This window comes from Hymenobacter sp. BT730 (assembly GCF_030542105.1).
Taxonomy (GTDB): domain Bacteria; phylum Bacteroidota; class Bacteroidia; order Cytophagales; family Hymenobacteraceae; genus Hymenobacter.
Genome location: NZ_JAUOFB010000001.1, coordinates 672172 through 691380, shown reverse-complemented (window position 1 = coordinate 691380; position 19209 = coordinate 672172). Strand labels below are relative to the sequence as shown.

Below are 19209 nucleotides of genomic sequence, written 5' to 3'. Positions count from 1 at the left end.
TACGCCATTTACCTGCTACGGACAGCTACTTGCTACGCCGAAGGCTACTGACCAAAACAGTTGCGGTGTAGATAGCCGTTATAGGTCTGGCCGTCTTTCACCACGCGCACTTTCATAAAATAGTAGTCCACGGTATCGGTTACCTGCACTTCCGTTTCCGGAGCAAGTTTCACCAGCTCTTTGGATGTTTTAGACATGCCATCGTACAGGATACAATCTACGATGGTATTATGCGCTACAGGCCCCTGATTGCGCTTAGATGAGGAAGACGTTTCAGCCGTACTGCAGGAAAACAGGAGGCTAAGGCAGGAAAAAAAGAGGAGAAATCGACCCATAATGCTGATGTAGGTGGTATTAAGATTCCAAAAGATACTGCAAAAGCTGATGCTAATAAAAAAAATTGTCCGATTCCGTGGTTCATTCAACAAATCAGGGAACGGAGCCCTGCCGTAAACTGTTAAAAATCAAAGACCGGAAGACTACTTTTTCGTACCGTAAGGTACGGTAGCAAGCGTTTTTCAGGCATAACTCACCTTACTTTTACTACAGGCTATATGAACTCCCTCATTCGTTTATTCTCTCGCCGCACGGCGGTAGCTGTTGTTGGCCTGGGCCTTCTGCTCAGCAGTGCTGGGTGTGCTACTTCGGGCCGGGTTGGGGTTACTGCTGATTTTGATCATAGCATTAACTTCCGCAACTATAAAACCTGGGCCTGGTATCCTCAGCAGCCTTCTGACGCTGAAGGCGGCCCGGCGCAAGGCTATGATTCTTTCCTGGACCAGCGCATCCGTAAAGCGGTAGAAGCTGAAATGAGCCGCAAAGGGCTTACTCGTACTACCCAAACGCCGGATGTATATGTAGCCTACAGCGCCAAAGTGGAAGATAAGCAGCGCGTAGACCCCGCCTACAACAGCATGTACCCCTATGGGTACCGCTGGTACGGCTATGGTCGTCAACAGACGGTTATTGACAACTACAAGGCTGGCACAGTGATTATTGACGTGGTAGATGCCAAGCGCAAGCAGCTGGCCTGGCGCGGCTACGGTCAGGCACGGGTAGATAACCAGACCATTTCCGAGCCGGAAGTATACCGCATTGTCGGTAGCGTGCTGGGCACGTATCCTCCCCAGGATAATCAGGCACAGCGCTAAGCTGCTTCAGATAACCCTAATAAAAAAGCCCGCTTCGGTTGAAGCGGGCTTTTTTATTGACAACTAAAAGGCTTGCTTAGATCGGAACATTCACGTGCCGCTCGGCGTGGTAGCTGGAGCGCACCAGAGGGCCGCTTTCCACATACTTCAGGCCACGGCGCAAACCTTCCTCTTTATAGTGAGCGAAGAGGTCAGGGTGAATGAACTCGGCTACTTCCAGGTGGCGCTTGGTAGGCTGCAGGTACTGACCCAGCGTGAGAATATCCAACCCATTGACTACTAAATCGTCCATGGCTTTGTACATCTCCTCTTTCGTCTCGCCCAGGCCCAGCATTATACCGGATTTGGTGCGCTTGCCGGCGTCTTTCGTGCGCCGGATTTGCTCCAGGCTGCGGTCATACTTAGCCTGTGGCCGCACCAGACGGTAGAGGCTGCCTACGGTTTCCACGTTGTGCGATACTACTTCCTGCCCACCGGAAATCATCAGATCCAGCGCTTCCCAGTTCGCCTTTACGTCGGGAATCAGAGTTTCAATAGTGGTACCCGGGCTCAACTGCTTAATACGGACCACCGTTTCGTGCCAGATGCTGGCACCCCGGTCCTTCAGCTCGTCGCGGTTTACGCTGGTAATTACGGCATGCTTTACGCCCATCAGCTGAATGGCTTCGGCTACGCGGCGGGGCTCATCAGTATCATACTCATTGGGGCGGCCCGTAGCTACGGCGCAGAAAGAGCAGGAGCGTGTGCATACGTTGCCCAGAATCATGAAGGTAGCCGTACCGGCTCCCCAGCACTCGCCCATGTTAGGGCAATTGCCGCTTTCACAAATGGTGTGCAGCTTATGTTCATCTACCAGACGGCGCACGCTGGCGTATTCGGGGCCCACAGGCAGCTTCACGCGCAACCAGTCGGGCTTGCGCGGACGAGCCGGCGCAGCAGCCTCCGGCTGAATCACGGGCAGGGTCAGCAGTTCATCCATACTACAAAGGTAGGGGCTAGGCGGCAGTTGGCAGCTATGACCGGAAAATGTACCGGGCCCGGTTTGGGCTTAGCTGCGGCTGCCGATGTATATGGTCAGATAAACCGAGGTGAAGTACCGGTTGTTTAACTGATCATTGGGGGTGCCCAGGGCACGCAGCAGCAGCATCGGCTTGGGGTAGGCCTCAAACAGGAAGCCGGTTTCTACCCCCGCAATGGCATCACGGTAGCGGCCATACTCAAAGGTGAGGGCCCCGCGCACGTGCGCGCCGACTTTGGGCTCCAGATCATTGATACCCGAAAAAAGCGGGGCATGATCGTAGATAAAAATTTCGTTGCGGTGCTTTTCCGGATTATAGGGTTCAGCCCGGATGTCTTCCTGCGAGATAGGACGGTTCTGGGAGTCCCGCTTGGTGTAGTCGTAATAGATATAGTAGGGCAGCAGCAACGCTACTGAGGGGCCGCCCCCTACCAAAGCATTAATCTGTACGCCTGAGTCGGGAGCTTTGCGAAAAATGACTTTCTGCACGCCTACTGAAGGCCGGAGCACAAAGGCCGAGTTGGTTTTTCCAAAGACGTACACGCCACCCGTGTAAGGGTTTTGCACCCGCCGTTCCTTGGGGTGCTTCACCTCCACCACTTCCACCATCCAGAAGCGCGACATATCCCCGGTCAGCAAATGCGTAGAGCGGATCATGCCGCCGCCAATCAGGCCACCATTGGTGTTGAAGTTGATGCCGTAGGCAAACTCTTTGCGGTACGTTGGTGTTTCGGTGGCCTGCTGGGCCTGCGCCGGAGCCAGGCTGCCGCAGAGCGCAGCCAGCAAGGCAAAACCAAATAGGAGACTGGTACGCACGGCGCCCGGAAAAGAAAAAGTGTGGAACATCCAACCGCAACGGGCCAGCACAGCCCGGCGAGACTTCTCGAAAGTACGTAAATTTACCACCATTCGTCTAGCTCTATTTCGTAGCATATGTCAACCGCCACCGCCCACTACGCCGGCCATTTGCGCACCGAAGCCACCCACGTGGCTTCCGGCAACACCATTCTGACCGACGCCCCCGTGGATAACCACGGCCGGGGCGAGGCCTTCTCTCCCACCGACCTGGTTAGCACGGCGCTGGGCTCGTGTATGATGACTATTATGGGCATCGTGGCCAATCGCCACGAGGTAGATTTGGCAGGAACTACGTTCCAGGTCACCAAGCATATGACGGGTGAGCCCCGGCGCATTGCCCAGATTGATGTGCACTTTCACCTGCCCGCTACCTTGCCGGCAAAAGAACGTGCTATCCTGGAAAACGCCGCGCGGACGTGCCCGGTAGCCCTCAGTTTGAACCCTGAAATTCAGCAGCAGGTTCAGTTCACCTACGACCTGTAACGCTACTGTTGCCGGTTTCGGTATAAGAGCAACGCCCCGCGCCGATTTCCACTAAGGAAGTCAACGCGGGGCGTTTTGTTTTTGCTAAGAGCGTTTTCTATAGCTGGCTCTGAACGTCGCTCAGGCGGATACCCATGTGGGAGGCATCGTAACGGCACTCGCCCTGCTGAATCAGTAGCAGTTGGGGCGACTCGTGGCGCACCCCAAACTTCTCGGCAATTTCGTTGGAAATGGGGCGGTAGCGCAGCAAATCCAGGTAGTACAGCTTCACATTCGACAGGCCGGCATCGGCCCACTGGCGCTCCAGGCGGCTTTTGGCAGCGGCGCTAATGGAACAGGTAGTGCTATGCTTAAATATCAGAATGGTTTGGTCTTCTGACTCGCGGACGATGTCTACCAGTTGTTCTGGTTGGGTTAGTTGAATCCAGGAATTCATGGAGTGGTTGTAGGCTTCTTCAATTGTTTTGGAGGAATTCGCAGCCAATGCGTGGGCAGCATGGCCGACATGGGCACGCTTACGCGTGGAATCCCTTCGTGGTCAAACTTATATTTTTCCCGGCCATCGTTCGGCCGGGCTTTCTGGTTGCCGCTGTCTCCGTCTTTAAACGTTTCCCGCGTCACGGCCAGATGCGATTCCTGATAAGGGGTTTGCACCCGCCGGGCATCCCGCAAAGCCCGCCGGTTCTCCGCTCGTTGCTGCGCCGGACTGGAGTAGCTGATTTGAGCGCAGGCCGGCGTAGTGGAGAGCCAGCCGGTTAGGGCGAGCAACACCGCCGAGGGGAAAAACGTGCGAAAAGCCATGGTGGTAGAGAATACGAAATAGCAGAACGTAATTACCGGGAGAAACTTCTAAGATATACGCAGATAGCTACCCTCCCGGGCAATGAATTGGCTTAGAAAACGATACCTAGAAACTTGCGCTGGCCTACTTTGTGCTTCAGCTTGCGGCGTTCGTACTTTTTTTGCTTCAGTAAGCCCTGTTTATCAAAGCTTTTCTTGGGAGTTTTCAGCTCCGCTACGGCCGCCGACATACCAGTACCATTTTTATCGGCTTTGCCCAATTTCACTTTGGGCTGCGGCGGTCCTTTGGGACTCGGAATTCGGTAGCGGTGGCAGCCCGTGCCTAGCAGTAGCGCGCAGGTCAGCACCAGCAGACTTACAAACCGACCAACCTTTTGTGAAGAGAAAAACTGCATGGAAAGGAGTACCGATGAAAAATCGGATGGCTAAGATAACAAGAGTAGTGCGAAGCCGGAGCTTCGCACTACCAGGCGCAATGCTTTAGTAATTGCGCAGCTTTTCTACCGTTTCGCGAAGGCGCTGCTGGGGCAGGAACTGCTTTTCCAGTGGGGGTGCGAAGGGAATGGCCGTATCCAGGGAAGCCACGCGCTGTACGGGCGCGTCCAGGCTCTCGAAGCAGTGCTCGGCAATCCAGGCGGCAATTTCCCCACCGATACCGCCCGTGAGCGTGTCTTCGTGCAGGATGATGACGCGGCCGTTTTTCTCTACCGTTTTGCGTACGGCTTCCTCGTCCCAGGGCAGCAGGGTGCGCAGGTCCAAAATGTCGCAGTCCAGATTCAACTCACCAGCCAGCTGGGTAGCCCAGTGCACGCCCATGCCGTAAGTAATGATGCTTAGCTCCTCACCTTCGCGGGCCAGGGCAGCCTTGCCAATGGGCGTGGTGTAATAACCGTCGGGTACGGGGCCACTGATGCTGCGGTAGAGCATTTTGTGCTCGAAGTACATCACCGGATTTGGATCCTCGATAGCCGCGCACAGCAGACCTTTGGCATCATGGGGGTTGCTGGGGTACACCACTTTCAGGCCGGGCGTGTGGGTAAACCACGCCTCGTTGCTCTGAGAGTGGAACGGACCGGCCGCCGAGCCGGCACCGGTGGGCATACGCACCACCACGTCAGCGTTCTGCCCCCAGCGGTAGTGGCTCTTGGCCAGGTTATTCACAATCTGGTTGAAGCCGCAGGTCACGAAATCGGCGAACTGCATTTCCACCATGGCCTTTTTACGCTTGATGCTCAGTCCCAGGCCCGCGCCCACAATAGCTGATTCGCAGAGCGGCGTATTGCGCACCCGCTCCTTGCCAAACTGCGCCACAAAGCCTTCGGTCACCTTAAACACCCCGCCGTAGTCGGCAATGTCCTGGCCCATGAGCACCAGCTCGGGGTACTCTTCCATGCTCTGGCGCAGGCCATCGGAAATAGCATCCACAAAGCGCTTGTCGGTAGCGGGCGCATCGGCGGCAGGGGTGCGGTCAGGCGCCTCGAAGGGGCGGTACATATCCGCAATTTCTTCCTGCAGGCTGGCCGTGGGCATGGGCACGGCATCGGCCACGCGCAGGCCTTCTTCAATTTCGGCTTTGATTTTCTCGCGGACTTGGTGGCGGGCGGTTTCGCTCAGAATGCCCTGCTCCATCAGCCAGTTTTCGTAGTTCTGCACCGGGTCTTTCTGCGCCCATTCCTCAAACAGCTCCTGGGGCACGTATTTGGTGCCGGAGGCTTCCTCGTGGCCGCGCATACGGAAGGTGAGAGCTTCCAGCAGCACAGGGCGCGGGTTCTGGCGCAGGTCCTCGGCCAGGCGGCGCACCGTATCGTACACTTCCAGTACGTTGTTGCCGTCTACCTGCACGGCTTCCATACCATAGGCCGGGCCTTTGTCGATGAAGTAGCGGAAGCGGAACTGCTCCCGGCTGGGCGTGCTCAGGCCGTAGCCATTATTTTCAATGATAAAGATGACCGGCAGCTGCCATACGGCGGCCACGTTGAGGGCCTCGTGGAAGTCACCTTCGGAGGCGCCACCGTCGCCGCTGTAGGTAACGGTTATTTTATTGCGGCGGTCCAGCAAATCGGCCAGGGCAATGCCGCCGGCCACGGCCAGCTGCGGGCCGAGGTGGGAAATCATGCCCACAATGTGGTGCTCGTTGGTGCCGAAGTGGAAGCTCCGGTCGCGGCCTTTGGTGTAGCCGGTGGTTTTGCCTTGCCACTGCGCAAAGAGGCGGTCCAGGGGCACATTGCGGCCGGTGAACACGCCCAGATTGCGGTGCAGGGGCAGGATGTACTCGTCCTCGTCCAAGGCCAAGGTGCTGCCCACCGAAATGGCTTCCTGCCCGATGCCCGAAAACCACTTGCTCACTTTGCCCTGCCGCAGCAGAATGAGCATTTTTTCTTCAATCATCCGGGGCTTCAGCAGGCCCTGGTACAGGTGGAGAAGCTGGTCGTTGGAGTATTCCTTACGGTCGAAGTTCATGGAAAGCAGGCGGGTGGGAAGATGATGGCGCCAAAAGTACGGGTTTGGGTTGGAAGGAAAATTATCTGCGTGGCTTTCTGAAATATGGGGGTGGGTAGCTTTTATCTTCGGCGCTGATTTCTTCCCTATTTATTTTCTATGACCCAACTATTACCGCTTATCTCGCTGCTTTTTATTGCCCCAGTAGCCCTTGCTCAGCAGGCAGACACGCTGACTCTCCGGCCGATAGCCAGCCCCGGACATATCATCATAACTAACGTCACGCAGCCCGGTACTACTTCCGGTCCCGCTCTGATGCCAGGCACGCCCTTTCAGGAGCAGCTGCGCCAGGTGGCCGGCGTGCAGGTCACGCCTTACTCCGGTGCTCCCGGCGCACCGGCCCTGGTGCGCATTCGCGGGGCTGCCAGTTTGAGCCGCAACGCGCAGCCCTTGTATGTGATAGATGGTCTTCCGGTGTGGCAGCATCACACTCGGATATTGTTAAATCCAAACCAGGGTACCCTTTCCAACTCTTATGAACTGAACCCCACGCTGACTCTTGCGCCCGACGACATCCTGTCTCTGGAAGTGCTGAAAGGGGCCTACGAAACAGCCGAATACGGCACGCAGGGCCAGAACGGTGTTATTCGCATCACCACCCGCAGTGGGCAGGTAGGGCAGCCGCGCCTTACATATAATGGGTATGGCGGGATTCAGCAGGCTCGTTTTCGCTACGATCTGCTGAACGCCCACGAATATGCCGGCCTAGTGAATGCGGCTGATTCCTTCTACGGCCAGGAACCCACCTATACCCCCGAGCAGATAGAAGCCTTTGGGCAGGGCACAGACTGGCAACGCGAGCTGCTGCGCACGGCCGCCGTGCATCACCAGCAGGTAGCCTTGCAGGGCGGTAACGGCCACACTATATACTACACCAGCGCCGCTTACGGGCAGCAGCAGGGCATTGTGCAAAACTCCCACCTGCGCACGTTCAACTTACGAGCTACTGCCGAGCACCAGTTCACACCTAAGCTTATGCTGCGCGGCAGCCTCTCCGCCAGTGAGCAGCAGGCCTGCCTGCCCGAAGATAATCTGGCGGCTAATATGGTACTAGCCGTGCCCACCCAGCCGGCCCGCACCTCCACTGGCGAACTGGCGGAACCCGAGTTTCTCTTTGATAATCCGCTGCGCGACGCTTTGCTCACCTACCGCACACCCCGCCAGCGCTACCTGTTGGGCCAGTTGCATCTGCGTTATTCCGTGATGCCTTTTCTCACGCTGGAAATGCGGGGTAGTGAGGAGCGCATCAACCAAAAAATGAACGGTTACCAGACGCCCCGATATAGCCGGCCGGGCGGCCGGGTGCTGGCGCAGGAAGCCGAGTTCCGACAATGGACGTTTTTGCCCTCCGTGCGCTTCCACCGCACTTTTGCCCAGCATCAGGTGCAGGTAGGCCTGGCGGCCCAGCGCCAAAGCCAGCAGCAGGATCAGAACCAAAACCAGTATAGTGGTGACCAGCTGGAAAGCTTTTATAGCAGCCGTATGCCTTATCGACTCACTGCTTATCACCTCACCGGCTCTTATCAATGGAAGGAGCGCTATGAGGCCAATCTGCGCCTGCGCCGCGATGCCGCACTGATATCTTTCGGCAGTAACAAAGTGCAGTACCTACCAGCCGCCCAGGTAAAGTGGCATGTCGGCCGCGAAGCATGGCTGCGGCAATTCCCCCTGCTGAGCACGCTGGAGGCCTGGGCCGGGTGGGGCCACACTTCCAACACCGGCCAATTTGCCACCGGCGCCTATCTCATGCAGGCCGTGCCAGGGGCTGGAGGCTTCAGTTACCGATATTTGTCGCTCAATGAGTTAACCCAGCAACAGGAAGTCGGCCTTACGGTGGGTCTTTGGCAGGACCGCTTCATATTTAGCACTACCGCCTACCACCGGAATACCCGCGTACTGGGCCGCCCGGAAATTGTCTTTCCTAACCAACCAACTCCACCAACGCCTACCTACGGCCACCTGCGCAACCAGGGCCTGGAGCTGAGCGCTACCGGCCAGTGGCAAGTCGGTCGGCTGCAGGGCAGTACCTCCCTGGTCGCTGCCTTCAACCAGAACCGCTTTCAGGCCGATAAACTAAATAACTACCGCTCCAACCAGAATCAGCAAATTGTAGATGGTCAGCCTCTTGCTACCTTCTACACCCTGCGCTATACTGGCCTGGACGCCAACGGCCAGCCCAGCTATCAGGATATGAACCAAGATGGCCACTTCAATATTTACGAGGACGGCCAGGCCCGTGGCAGAGGCTTGCCTGGCCAACTGCTCTCCATGGGCCAAACCCTAGAGGCGGGCCGCTTCCGTATGCAAGCGCAGCTCGACGGCATGTTCGGCTATCAGCAGGAAACCTCCTACCTGCGCTTCCTGAACTCTGCGAACACCTACACCAACAGCACTCGTAACACCCTCAATTACTGGACTCCCGAAAACCCTACTGCCACGGTACCCGGCTTAGGGGCCGTACCGAAGGCGGACAGCGACTTCACTCTGCAATCGGGCAACCATGTGCGGCTCACCAGCCTGACTGTGCATTATAAGCTATGGGAAAAAGACAGTCGCAATTTCTCGCTCTGGGCCAGCGGCCACAATCTGCTGGTGCTATCCAAATACCGTGGCTTTGACCCCAACGTAAGCAGCGCCGGCGCCGATAGCCAGCAGGCAGGCCTCGATAATGGTGCATACCCCACCGCCCGCACTCTACTTATCGGCGTGCAGGCCACTCTGTAAACCTCCCGGCTGGGAATTGCCGTACATCTTCCGAACTTGCCCTTCCGGCCGCCCATCATCAGAAAAACTTCTGATTCGGGCGGCCGGTTGAGTAGTTCTACGCTCTGGCTCACCTGCTGCCCCATCCTCCTATGATTCATTTCGAAGAATTCACTCTTGCTAACGGTCTGCGCTGCATTGTACACGAAGACCATAGCACGCCCATGGCGGTGCTCAATATTCTGTACAACGTGGGCTCCCGCGACGAAGATCCGGCGCACACAGGCTTTGCGCACTTGTTTGAGCACCTAATGTTTTCTGGCTCGGTGAATATTCCCAGCTACGATGAGCCTTTGCAGCTGGTGGGCGGCGAGAACAATGCCTTCACCTCCCCCGATATCACCAACTATTACCTCACGCTGCCTGCCGCCAACATTGAAACCGGCTTCTGGCTGGAATCAGACCGGATGCTGAGCCTGGCCTTCTCCGATAATGGGCTGGAAGTGCAGCGCAAAGTGGTAGTAGAAGAGTTTAAGCAGAATTACCTCAACCAGCCTTACGGCGACGTATGGCTGAAACTGCGCCCGTTGGCCTACCAGGTGCACCCCTATAGCTGGGCCACCATCGGTAAGGAAATTAGCCATATTGAAGAAGCCACCATGCAGCAGGTGCGCGACTTCTTTACCAAGCACTACTCGCCCGCCAATGCCATTCTGGTAGTGGCCGGGGCCGTTACCAGCGCCGAAGCTCAGCGTTTGGCCGAGAAATGGTTTGGCCCCATTCCGGGCGGCACCCGCTACGAGCGCCACTTGCCCCAGGAGCCACGCCAGACCCAGGCCCGCTCGCTGGATATAACCGCCGATGTGCCCCTGAACGCGCTGTATAAAGTGTACCACATGCCCGCCCGCACCGACGACGCCTATTACACGGTGGACCTGCTCAGCGACGTGCTGGGCCGGGGCAAATCCTCCCGCTTATACCAGCAGCTGGTGAAGGATGAGCCCTTGTTTAACTCTATTTCGGCTTCCGTCACCGGTTCCCTGGAGCCGGGGCTACTAGTTATTAGCGGCCGTCTGAACGCGGGCGTTTCTCTGGAACAGGCTGAGGCCGCCGTAGATAAGGTGGTAGCAGAGCTGCGCACCACCCCGGTAGGAACCGAAGAGTTGGAGAAAGTAAAAAATCAGGCCGAAGCCAGCATCATTTTCGGGGAAATTGAGCTCCTGCATCGGGCCATGAACCTGGCCTACTGCAAGCTGATGGGCGATGCCGATTTAATTAATCAGGAAAGTGCCCGCATTCAGGCGGTAACACCCGCCGCGCTGCTAGCAGCCGCGCAGGAGGTGCTGCGGCCCGAAAACAGCAGCACCCTGCGCTACCATGCCCAGGCAAGCGTGGCCACGCCTTCCGACGCGGCAGAGGTCATCGCCACAGCATAACATCCGGAAAGAAAAGGCAGAGCTTAGCGCTTTCTGGGAGCTTTACGGGGTGTAGTGGCCGGGCGCTTGGTGGCCGACGGCGTAGCCGCTTTGGAGGACAGGCTGGAAGCGCCGGAAACTGGTTTGGCCGGCTTCTTTTTTAAGGGCCGCCCCATATAATCGGTGGTGGGCGGGCTGGGCATATTCAGCCGCATGCCCGGAGCTAGCTGCAGATGTTCTTCTCCGCGTCGTTTAGATGCATCGTAGCGGGAATACGCGCCGGCCCTGGGTTTAGCGCGCTGGCTGGCGGTACGATGATAAGCAGCCTTGGTGGCCTTTTTGGTTTGGGCCAGCCCAGGCTGTGTACTCAGCAACATAAGTGCTGCCAGGAATAGTAGGGTGTTATATTTCATCTGCGTGCAGGTTATAAGTGAAATATATAAGCTGAGGTAAGCGGCAACAACCCTTATATGTATTCAAGCAAGATTTTATATTAAAAATATCAGCAAATAATAAGCCAATAGTCCATAAACAAGAATGCCCAAACCATAAGATTTGGGCATTCTTTATAAAAGATTTTTAATGTTTACCATCCGCCGGAATCCCAGCCCGAAGTGGTCTTTTTCTTGGCAGGCGCGGGGGCTTTTTTAACAGGAGCTTTGGCGGGAGTTGTGGCGGGCTTTTTGGCGGTTGTGGAGGTGCTGGTAGGCGCCATAGTTTTTACAGCGGGTGCCGTGGCTTCTACGCTTTGGCCACCCAAGGCATCACCGGCTTGCGAATTGGCATCCGTGGCCGTAGCGGGTGCAGCCTCCGGTGCTGGGGCAGCCGGAGCGGGTACACCCCAAGGCTCGGCTACTTTACGCCGTACATACTTGGGAATCGGACGCCCACGGTAGTCAGTAGTTACACGGGCAGCGGGCGCAGCCGTGAAACCCGGTGCAATCTGCATACCATCAATATCACTGGTGGTGGAAGTGCTGGCGCCAAAGCCATCAGCAGGTTGGGTAGTGGGAGCCGGCGTGGTAGTAGCTGGAGCGGGCGTAGCGGGTTGCTGGGCCAGGGCTACGGTGCTGCTTGCTGAAGCGGCCGCCAGTAGCCAGAAAAAAACAGATTTTTGCATGGCAAGTATGAGGTTCTGAGTGAGAGAGTCGGGGGGTAAAAAGCAGAAAAGTATACTACGGAAAAAAGAGTAATTATTTATCCTATAAGTTATATATTTTATTTATTTAATACCAATATACTACTCACTTGAAATCTTACCATACGCTTTTGCGCACAGAATGGCTATCTAAAAGGGAGTACCGGCGGTTTGCAGGGAGCGTGTACCTTTGTAAGACTATGCAGGAGAACATCACGCGGCTGCAGACCGCCATTGAAACCTACGACCTTACAACCCCGGAACAGCTGGAGCAGTTCCGTATTGCCTTCACGGGTCGTAAAGGCCAGCTGGCTGATTTATTTGATCAGCTCAAAACTGTACCTCAGGAAGACCGTCGCGCTGTAGGCCAGCAGCTTAACCAACTGAAGCAACTGGCCCAATCCCGCTTCGACGAGCGCCAGCAGGAACTGGAGGCGGCTACCAGCAACGCCCCCGCCGACCCTACCTTCGACTACACGCTGCCCACAGTGCCTAACGCCTTGGGCACCCGCCACCCCCTGAGCCTGGTGCGCGAAGAAATTACGCGCATTCTGGCTCGTATTGGCTTTAACGTGGCCGAGGGGCCGGAAATTGAGGACGACTGGCACAACTTCACGGCCCTCAACTTCCCGGAAAACCACCCGGCCCGGGATATGCAGGATACGTTCTTTGTGCACCGCACGCCCGGGGAGCAGGAATGGGTGCTGCGTACGCACACCAGCCCGGTTCAGGTGCGCGTAATGAAAGCCCAAAAGCCGCCCATTCGCAGCATTATGCCCGGCCGCGTTTACCGCAATGAAGCCATATCGGCCCGCGCCCACATGATGTTCCATCAGGTGGAAGCACTGTTTGTGGATGAAAACGTAAGCTTCGCTGACCTCAAGCAGACGGTGTATTATTTTGTGCAGGAGCTGTTCGGAGAGGATGTGCAGGTGCGCTTCCGCCCCTCCTTCTTCCCTTTCACTGAGCCCAGCGCCGAAATTGACATCACCTGCCTGATTTGCAAAGGCAAGGGTTGCAACATCTGCAAGCAAACGGGCTGGGTAGAAATTGGGGGTTGCGGCATGGTAGACCCTGCCGTGCTGGAGCAATCGGGCATCGACCCGGAGCGGTATTCGGGTTATGCTTGGGGCATGGGCATTGAGCGCATTGCCATGCTCAAATACCAGATTAAGGACCTGCGCCTGTTCACGGAAAACGATATGCGCTTCCTGCGCCAGTTCGAAGGCGTGCAATAAGCCGGAGGGTTGGGAGTTGATTGTTTGTTGTTCTTCTGAAAAAACGTTGCTTTTCATGTCTGCTCCCTCTCCCCCCACTACCCATCAGCCACCCGCTATCAACACTATAGCTATTGTAGGGGCCGGCACCATGGGGCTGGGTATTGCGCAGGTATGCGTGCTGCACGGTTTTCCTACGGTGCTGTTTGATATCAGCGAAGCCGTCCTGACCAAGGCTCAGCAGAGTATTGCGGCCGGTCTGAACAAGCTGGTAGAAAAAGGCAAGTTGACTGCTGCCGAGCAGGAAGCTGCGCTGGCCCGCCTGCGCCCCACCACCGACCTTTCCACCGTACAGGCCGACCTGATTATCGAAGCCGTGGTGGAAAAGCTCAGCATCAAGCACCAGCTTTTTCAGGAGTTGGCGGCCGTGAACTTGTCTACCACTATTCTGGCTTCTAATACCTCCTCGTTGCCCATTACGCGGCTGGCGGCGCCCATTCAGCATCCCGAGCGGGTAGTAGGCATGCACTTTTTTAATCCGGCCCCACTCATGCCGCTAGTAGAGGTTATCCGGGGAGTAGCTACGGCCCCGGCCGTAGCCGATGCTGTGTATGCGCTGGCAGAAAAGCTGGGGAAAAAGCCCGTGCGGGCGGCTGATGCCCCCGGCTTCATTGTAAACCGGGTGGCCCGACATTATTATGTAGAAGGCCTCAAGATTGTGGAAGAGCAAGTAGCATCTTTTGAGGTAGTAGATGAGCTTCTGGAAGCCGCCGGCTTCCGCATGGGCCCCTTCCGCCTGATGGATTTAATTGGCGTGGACACCAACTTCTCCGTTACCTCCGCCATGTATGAAGCCTTCCACTTTGATCCTAAATTCCGCCCCAGCCGTATTCAGCAGCAGAAAGTAGATGCTGGCCAGCACGGCCGCAAAACCGGCCGAGGATTTTATGATTACTCCTGATTTTCGTTGTCGGATACGCCAAGGGGTGCTGCTGAGTGCGGCTCTCCTGCTGGCCGCCTGCGGCTCCAATGGGTCTGAAGCCGAGCCCCAGATTCCGCTGGCAGTAGTCAATGAAGTCATTAACCTAACCAACCAGGAATACCAGCAGCTCCGCTTTGACCGGGGAGCCATAGAACACGCCGGGGGTGTGCGGGGCCTGATTATTGTGCGGCAGAATGCCAGCACCTACCTCGCATTTGAGCGCAACTGCCCCTATCGCCCCTATGATACCTGTGCGCTGGTGGAAATAGATTCTTCCCGCCTGTTTCTGGTGGATAAGTGCTGCGGCTCCCAGTTTGGGCTCGATGGCCAGTTGCAGGCCGGCCCCGGTGCCCGTCCCTTGCGGCAATACAACACTGCCTTATCCGGCAATCTGCTGACAATCACGAATTAGGCAGGTTTTCAAAATATTTTTCACCGGAATGCTTGCAGAAACCTGCATTCTGCCCTAATATTGCACCCGCAACGATAGATAATCGTCGCCATAACCGCTTCCTTAGCTCAGCCGGTTAGAGCATCTGACTGTTAATCAGAGGGTCCCTGGTTCGAGCCCAGGAGGGAGCGCCACGAAGCCCGGTAATAGACTGTACTCCAGTTTGTTACCGGGCTTTCTTTTTTCAGCGGTGCACCTCACGGGACAACACTCGCCAAATCCCCTGTAGCAATACGCTCCTGCCTTCAAGCAGCGCACTAGCGCCACACCGCTGGCATTTCACCAGGTGATGTGAAGTGCAACCTCCATTATCAGGAGGCTACGCTCCTATAAATGAAGCCCGCCGTATCCGGTGGGCTTCTTTGCATTCCAGCCGCTGCTGTATTTCCCGAAACTGGCTGCGAAATTTGATCTATATTTTTACAGAGGGTATAAGGCAGAGGTACTAGAGTGAAGCATCGATGGTTCTGGAATATATAGCCCAAGGTGATGTGCAAAATTTGGTTGTTCATATTGGCTTACTAAGACTACGCCAGGAGAAAGCAAATTTTCGCCGGCTACACCCAAAATGCTGCGCGCCTTCTGTAATAGCATTTTCTGCAGCAGTACTATTCAGCAAAGCGTAGCACACAAAATGATAAACATTATTATCTCAGCGCCAAGCCTTTTTTCAGCGAAAATTTGCTAGGCTATAGAAAAGAAAGACAAGAATAATAATTGAACTTTTTTCAGAGACAAGACGCTAAATTTACCGTCAATCGTCTACTGATTTCTACCTATTCCCTTATTGCGCATGCTAAAACGTTACGCATCTGGCCTGCTGGGCCTATGGCTGCTATTGCTTACCGGGCTGCCGGCCACGGCCCAAACCACTGTTAAGAAAGTAGTGCTGCAAGCCTTCTGGTGGGACTACTACAATGATAATTACCGCTTTAAGTGGGCTGATTATCTGACGGAAATGGCGCCTCGCCTCAAGCAGATGGGTATTGATGCCGTCTGGATTCCGCCCACGCCCAAAAACAAAAACGCCACCAACGATGTGGGCTACTCTCCCTTTGACCCCTATGACCTGGGGGATAAATACCAGAAGGGAGACGTACGCAGCCGCTTTGGCTCGAAGGATGAGTTCCTGCGCATGGTGGCTGTGCTACACGCCAACGGCATTGAGGTAATTCAGGACATGGTGCTTAACCATACGGACGGTGCCGGCACTGCTGATGGCTCCGGGGGCCAGGATCCGGAAACGGGCTTCTCCATGCGGACCAACAGCGGTTACAAAACCTTCCGTTATAGCTGCTTTGGCACGCCGCTACCGGAGAAAGACGATACCGGCACCGCCTATGCCGCCCGCCAAGGCCGCTGGCCCAAAAACTACCCCAACTTTCACCCCCATCTGGGCCATAACACCACCGACGGCGACCAGGCAGCCGCATACTTTGGTCCCGACTTCTGCTTTGGGAACGACGGCGGCTCCGATGGGTATGGCGGCGTGAGCACGCAGTACCTGGCTCTTTTCCCTAACGCTTATAACCCAACGCAAACTCAGGGCTACAGTCAGAACCAGGCCCGGAACTGGTCGGTGTGGATGAAGAAGCAAACCGGGGTGGATGGTTTTCGCTGGGATGCAGTAAAGCACTTTAGCTACAATACTCAGCAGGACCTGAGCTATAATCTGAAATACCTGTCCGGCTGGGCCAACGGCGGTGAGGCCATGTTTAACGTGGGCGAGTACGTAGGCGGTAAAAGTGAGCTGGATAGCTATACCGATAACGTGAAGAGCCAGAATGGCGGCCAGGAGTTCCTGATGGGCACCTTCGACTTCGGTTTGCGGGGCGCTATTTACGGCATGGTCAGCGGCAATGGGGGCTACGACCTCAGCCAGATACCAGGCACGCAGCAGGACCGCCGCGTAGCCTACTATGCCGGCTCTAATACTTACGTGCACCGCACAGTGCCCTTCGTCAATAACCACGACACCTTCCGGCCCCAGCTCAGCAGCACCGGCAACTACACGGGCTGGAATACCGGCTCCGAGCTAGCCGCGCACATTGACCCATTCGACGGGCGTCTTTCGGCGGCTTATGCCATTGCGCTGGCTGTGGATGGGGCCCCGCAGATTTTCTTTGAAGATCTGTTCAACATTGGCAACACCAACAAGCGCTTTGCCCACGCCCCCAGCAACACCACCGACCTGCCCACTCGCTCCGACCTGGAGAACCTAATCTGGTGTCACCAGAATCTGGATTTCAAAAGCGGCGCCTACAAAGTGCGAAACTATGGACAGGACCACCTCATCATCGAGCGAAGCGCGCGGGCCATCATTGGCATTAATGACAGCTGGGACAGTTGGCAGAACACCTGGGTGGATTCTGACTTTGCCCCTGGCACGGTCCTGAAGGACTACTCCGGTGCCAACGGCAACGATACTAAAACGGTGGCCGGTGATAAGCGGGTAAATATCAACACTCCACCTTGTAACGGCACGGCAGCCCAGGGGCGCCGCGGCTACTCCGTGTGGGCCCCAGTAGGGCAGGATGCCGATGCGTACCAGCCACCGCGCACCACGGCTACCACGCAGGAGTGGGAAATGGCCGATGACTTGGGCGACCTGAACTGCAGCAGCCTGGGGCAAGGAGGCCGCCTGCCTGACTTCTCGACCAATTCGCGCTTGGTAGGCAAAATCTACGTGCAGTCCGGGCAGCCTATCAGCTATGAGCTGTACCCCGAGGCAGCCGGCAATGCCCGTAGCCTCACCGTAGGCTTGTATGACTTAAGTGGCAACCTTCTCAGCTCAGCGGCCGGCACAGCCTCCGCCACGGGCAGCTACACGCCCACCACCACGGGCTGGGTGACCTTGAAAGTGCGCAACACTAGCAACACCTATGCCGGCCAGCGCTGCTACGTAAAAGCTACCTACACGGCCCCCACCGTAGTTAATACCCGAACTACTACTGCGCCCACCAACCAAGTAGCCATCTGGACGGGAAATAACAACTCCGCTGATCCTGCCGACTGCCGCAACTGGGAAAACGGCGTGGCCCCTTCCGCCACCACCGACGTACTAGTGCCGGCGGGCAGCACATTGGCTCCCAGCCTGAGCACCGGCACGCTCACGGCCCGCAACCTCACCGTAGCGCCCGGCGCCACGGTAGAAATAGCGGCCGGCGCTACGCTGCGCCTCACGGGTAATCTGGTAAACCAAGGCACCCTGGCCGCTACCGGAACTGTGGAGTTTGCAGGCAGCACTGCTCAGAGCATCACGGGCACCAGCACCTTCACCAACCTAACACTCAACAACGCGGCTGGCCTCACCCTGGCCGCGCCTATTACGGTAAACGGTACCCTGGCTCTTAGCAACGGCCGGATAACCCTCGGCTTGCATGACCTGACCATTGGTAGTAGTGGCAGCATCAGCGGAGCGAATGCCAGCCGTTACCTGGTAACCAGTGCCACAGCCGCTACCGCCGGGCGCTTACGACAGAGTGTGGCCGGTACGCCGGTCATATTCCCGGTAGGCACTCCCAACAGCTACACGCCGGCCACCCTCACGGCGGGCACGAATACCGTGCTGCAAGTGCGCGTGTTTGAAGGCATATTGACCAACGGTACCAGTGGCAGCACCTATAATCAGGCCAGCCGGTTTGTGAATCGTAGCTGGGAAGTAGTGCCCTCGGGTAGCAGCCCCCAGACTACCGTAACGCTGCAGTGGAATGTGGCGGATGAGAACAGTGACGTAGCCATCCAGCGTGACCGGATGCGCCTCTTCGGCTACAATGGCACAAACTGGGTTTACTTGCCCGGTACGGGCCAGACGGTTACGGCACCTTACTCCGCAACTGCCACGGCCCCAACCGGTACCACGCTGTTCAGTGTGGGCATTACCGACGCTGTGCTGCCAGTTTCGCTGGTGAGCTTTGGCGCTCAACGGCAGGAGGACGCAGTGTTGGTGAGTTGGGCCACGGCTACGGAAAAGGATAACGCCCACTTTGTGGTGGAGAAGTCTGAAGACGGACGCGTGTTCCAGGCCGTAGGACGGGTAGCCGGGGCTGGCAACTCGGCCCAGCGGCGCGAATACCGTTTCCGGGATGCGCGGGCGGTGCAGGCGGCTTACTACCGGCTGCGGCAGGTAGATAGCAACGGCCAAAGCCAGGTAAGCTCCACGGCCTACGTGGCAGGCATTGCCCCCGCCGTTCCCGTACAGCTATTCCCCAACCCCACTTCCGGGCAGGTAACGATACAAGGCCTAACGGGGCAGAAGTTGGAGTTAAGTATTACTACCCTGCACGGGAAAGTGCTGCTGTCCGCAACTTCGGGCACCGCCTCGGGGCTTAACCAGCGCCTGAATGAGTGCCTCAGCAAAAGCCCTGCGGGCACCTATATCATTACGGTAAGACAGGATGGCCGCCAGCAACACCTGAAGCTGGTGAAGAGCTAGCCTAACCCACATTTTTGTTTCCCGCAAGGCCCTGCTTCCCACGGAGCAGGGCCTTGTT

Annotated in this window: 17 protein-coding genes and 1 tRNA gene; 9 read left to right on the top strand and 9 right to left on the bottom strand. The window is 56.7% G+C overall.

Annotated elements, in window-relative coordinates:
- Positions 1–44 precede the first annotated feature (44 nt).
- The gene (locus tag Q4G72_RS02970; RefSeq protein WP_303309946.1) at positions 45–197 is read right to left on the bottom strand and encodes a hypothetical protein; all 153 of its coding nucleotides are present in this window, start codon (positions 195–197) and stop codon (positions 45–47) included.
- 357 nt (positions 198–554) lie between these two features.
- Between Q4G72_RS02970 and Q4G72_RS02965 the strand changes: the two genes are divergently transcribed.
- Positions 555–1151: a DUF4136 domain-containing protein gene (locus tag Q4G72_RS02965; RefSeq protein ID WP_303309945.1), complete on the top strand. Its 597-nt coding sequence runs from the start codon at positions 555–557 to the stop codon at positions 1149–1151.
- Between the two features lie 76 nt (positions 1152–1227).
- Here the strand turns inward: Q4G72_RS02965 and lipA are convergent, their stop codons facing one another.
- On the bottom strand, positions 1228–2121 hold the full coding sequence (gene lipA, locus Q4G72_RS02960; RefSeq protein ID WP_303310682.1) for a lipoyl synthase: 894 nt from the start codon (positions 2119–2121) through the stop codon (positions 1228–1230).
- Between the two features lie 78 nt (positions 2122–2199).
- The gene (locus Q4G72_RS02955) at positions 2200–2985 is read right to left on the bottom strand and encodes a hypothetical protein (RefSeq protein ID WP_303309944.1); all 786 of its coding nucleotides are present in this window, start codon (positions 2983–2985) and stop codon (positions 2200–2202) included.
- Positions 2986–3102: 117 nt separating this feature from the next.
- On the opposite strand from Q4G72_RS02955, the gene Q4G72_RS02950 reads away from it, so the two are divergent.
- Positions 3103–3510, top strand: coding sequence for an OsmC family protein (locus Q4G72_RS02950; RefSeq protein WP_303309943.1), 408 nt, complete (start codon positions 3103–3105; stop codon positions 3508–3510).
- Between the two features lie 97 nt (positions 3511–3607).
- Here the strand turns inward: Q4G72_RS02950 and ytxJ are convergent, their stop codons facing one another.
- The 4 genes from ytxJ to Q4G72_RS02930 form a co-directional block, all read right to left on the bottom strand.
- Positions 3608–3946: a bacillithiol system redox-active protein YtxJ gene (gene ytxJ / locus Q4G72_RS02945; RefSeq protein WP_303309942.1), complete on the bottom strand. Its 339-nt coding sequence runs from the start codon at positions 3944–3946 to the stop codon at positions 3608–3610.
- On the bottom strand, positions 3943–4311 hold the full coding sequence (locus tag Q4G72_RS02940) for a hypothetical protein (protein ID WP_303309941.1): 369 nt from the start codon (positions 4309–4311) through the stop codon (positions 3943–3945). The genes ytxJ and Q4G72_RS02940 overlap by 4 nt, the downstream gene beginning before the upstream one ends.
- Positions 4312–4403: 92 nt before the next feature.
- A complete protein-coding gene (locus tag Q4G72_RS02935; RefSeq protein ID WP_303309940.1) occupies positions 4404–4706 on the bottom strand; it encodes a hypothetical protein in 303 nt (100 codons plus the stop codon).
- A gap of 85 nt (positions 4707–4791) precedes the next feature.
- On the bottom strand, positions 4792–6771 hold the full coding sequence (locus tag Q4G72_RS02930) for an alpha-ketoacid dehydrogenase subunit alpha/beta (protein ID WP_303309939.1): 1980 nt from the start codon (positions 6769–6771) through the stop codon (positions 4792–4794).
- A gap of 138 nt (positions 6772–6909) precedes the next feature.
- Between Q4G72_RS02930 and Q4G72_RS02925 the strand changes: the two genes are divergently transcribed.
- Positions 6910–9534, top strand: a complete 2625-nt coding sequence (locus Q4G72_RS02925; protein WP_303309938.1) for a SusC/RagA family TonB-linked outer membrane protein — start codon at positions 6910–6912, stop codon at positions 9532–9534.
- Positions 9535–9665: 131 nt separating this feature from the next.
- Entirely contained in the window at positions 9666–10949 is a 1284-nt protein-coding gene (locus Q4G72_RS02920; RefSeq protein WP_303309937.1) for a M16 family metallopeptidase, read from the top strand.
- Between the two features lie 23 nt (positions 10950–10972).
- Here the strand turns inward: Q4G72_RS02920 and Q4G72_RS02915 are convergent, their stop codons facing one another.
- Both Q4G72_RS02915 and Q4G72_RS02910 read right to left on the bottom strand, forming a co-directional pair.
- A complete protein-coding gene (locus Q4G72_RS02915) occupies positions 10973–11341 on the bottom strand; it encodes a hypothetical protein (RefSeq protein ID WP_303309936.1) in 369 nt (122 codons plus the stop codon).
- Between the two features lie 173 nt (positions 11342–11514).
- Positions 11515–12048 (bottom strand): hypothetical protein, encoded by a 534-nt coding sequence (locus Q4G72_RS02910; protein WP_303309935.1) that lies wholly within the window; start codon positions 12046–12048, stop codon positions 11515–11517.
- 218 nt (positions 12049–12266) lie between these two features.
- On the opposite strand from Q4G72_RS02910, the gene pheS reads away from it, so the two are divergent.
- The 5 genes from pheS to Q4G72_RS02885 all read left to right on the top strand — a co-directional run bounded on the left by pheS (position 12267) and on the right by Q4G72_RS02885 (position 19151).
- The gene (gene pheS / locus Q4G72_RS02905; protein WP_303309934.1) at positions 12267–13304 is read left to right on the top strand and encodes a phenylalanine--tRNA ligase subunit alpha; all 1038 of its coding nucleotides are present in this window, start codon (positions 12267–12269) and stop codon (positions 13302–13304) included.
- A 55-nt stretch (positions 13305–13359) separates the two neighbouring features.
- Positions 13360–14244, top strand: coding sequence for a 3-hydroxyacyl-CoA dehydrogenase NAD-binding domain-containing protein (locus Q4G72_RS02900; protein ID WP_303309933.1), 885 nt, complete (start codon positions 13360–13362; stop codon positions 14242–14244).
- Positions 14231–14677, top strand: a complete 447-nt coding sequence (locus tag Q4G72_RS02895; protein ID WP_303309932.1) for a Rieske (2Fe-2S) protein — start codon at positions 14231–14233, stop codon at positions 14675–14677. Before Q4G72_RS02900 ends, Q4G72_RS02895 begins: the two co-directional genes overlap by 14 nt.
- A gap of 96 nt (positions 14678–14773) precedes the next feature.
- A tRNA-Asn gene (locus Q4G72_RS02890) sits at positions 14774–14850 on the top strand.
- A gap of 659 nt (positions 14851–15509) precedes the next feature.
- Positions 15510–19151 carry an alpha-amylase domain-containing protein gene (locus Q4G72_RS02885; RefSeq protein ID WP_303309931.1) on the top strand — a complete coding sequence of 1214 codons (3642 nt, stop codon included), beginning with the start codon at positions 15510–15512 and terminating at the stop codon, positions 19149–19151.
- The last annotated feature ends 58 nt before the right edge of the window (positions 19152–19209 follow it).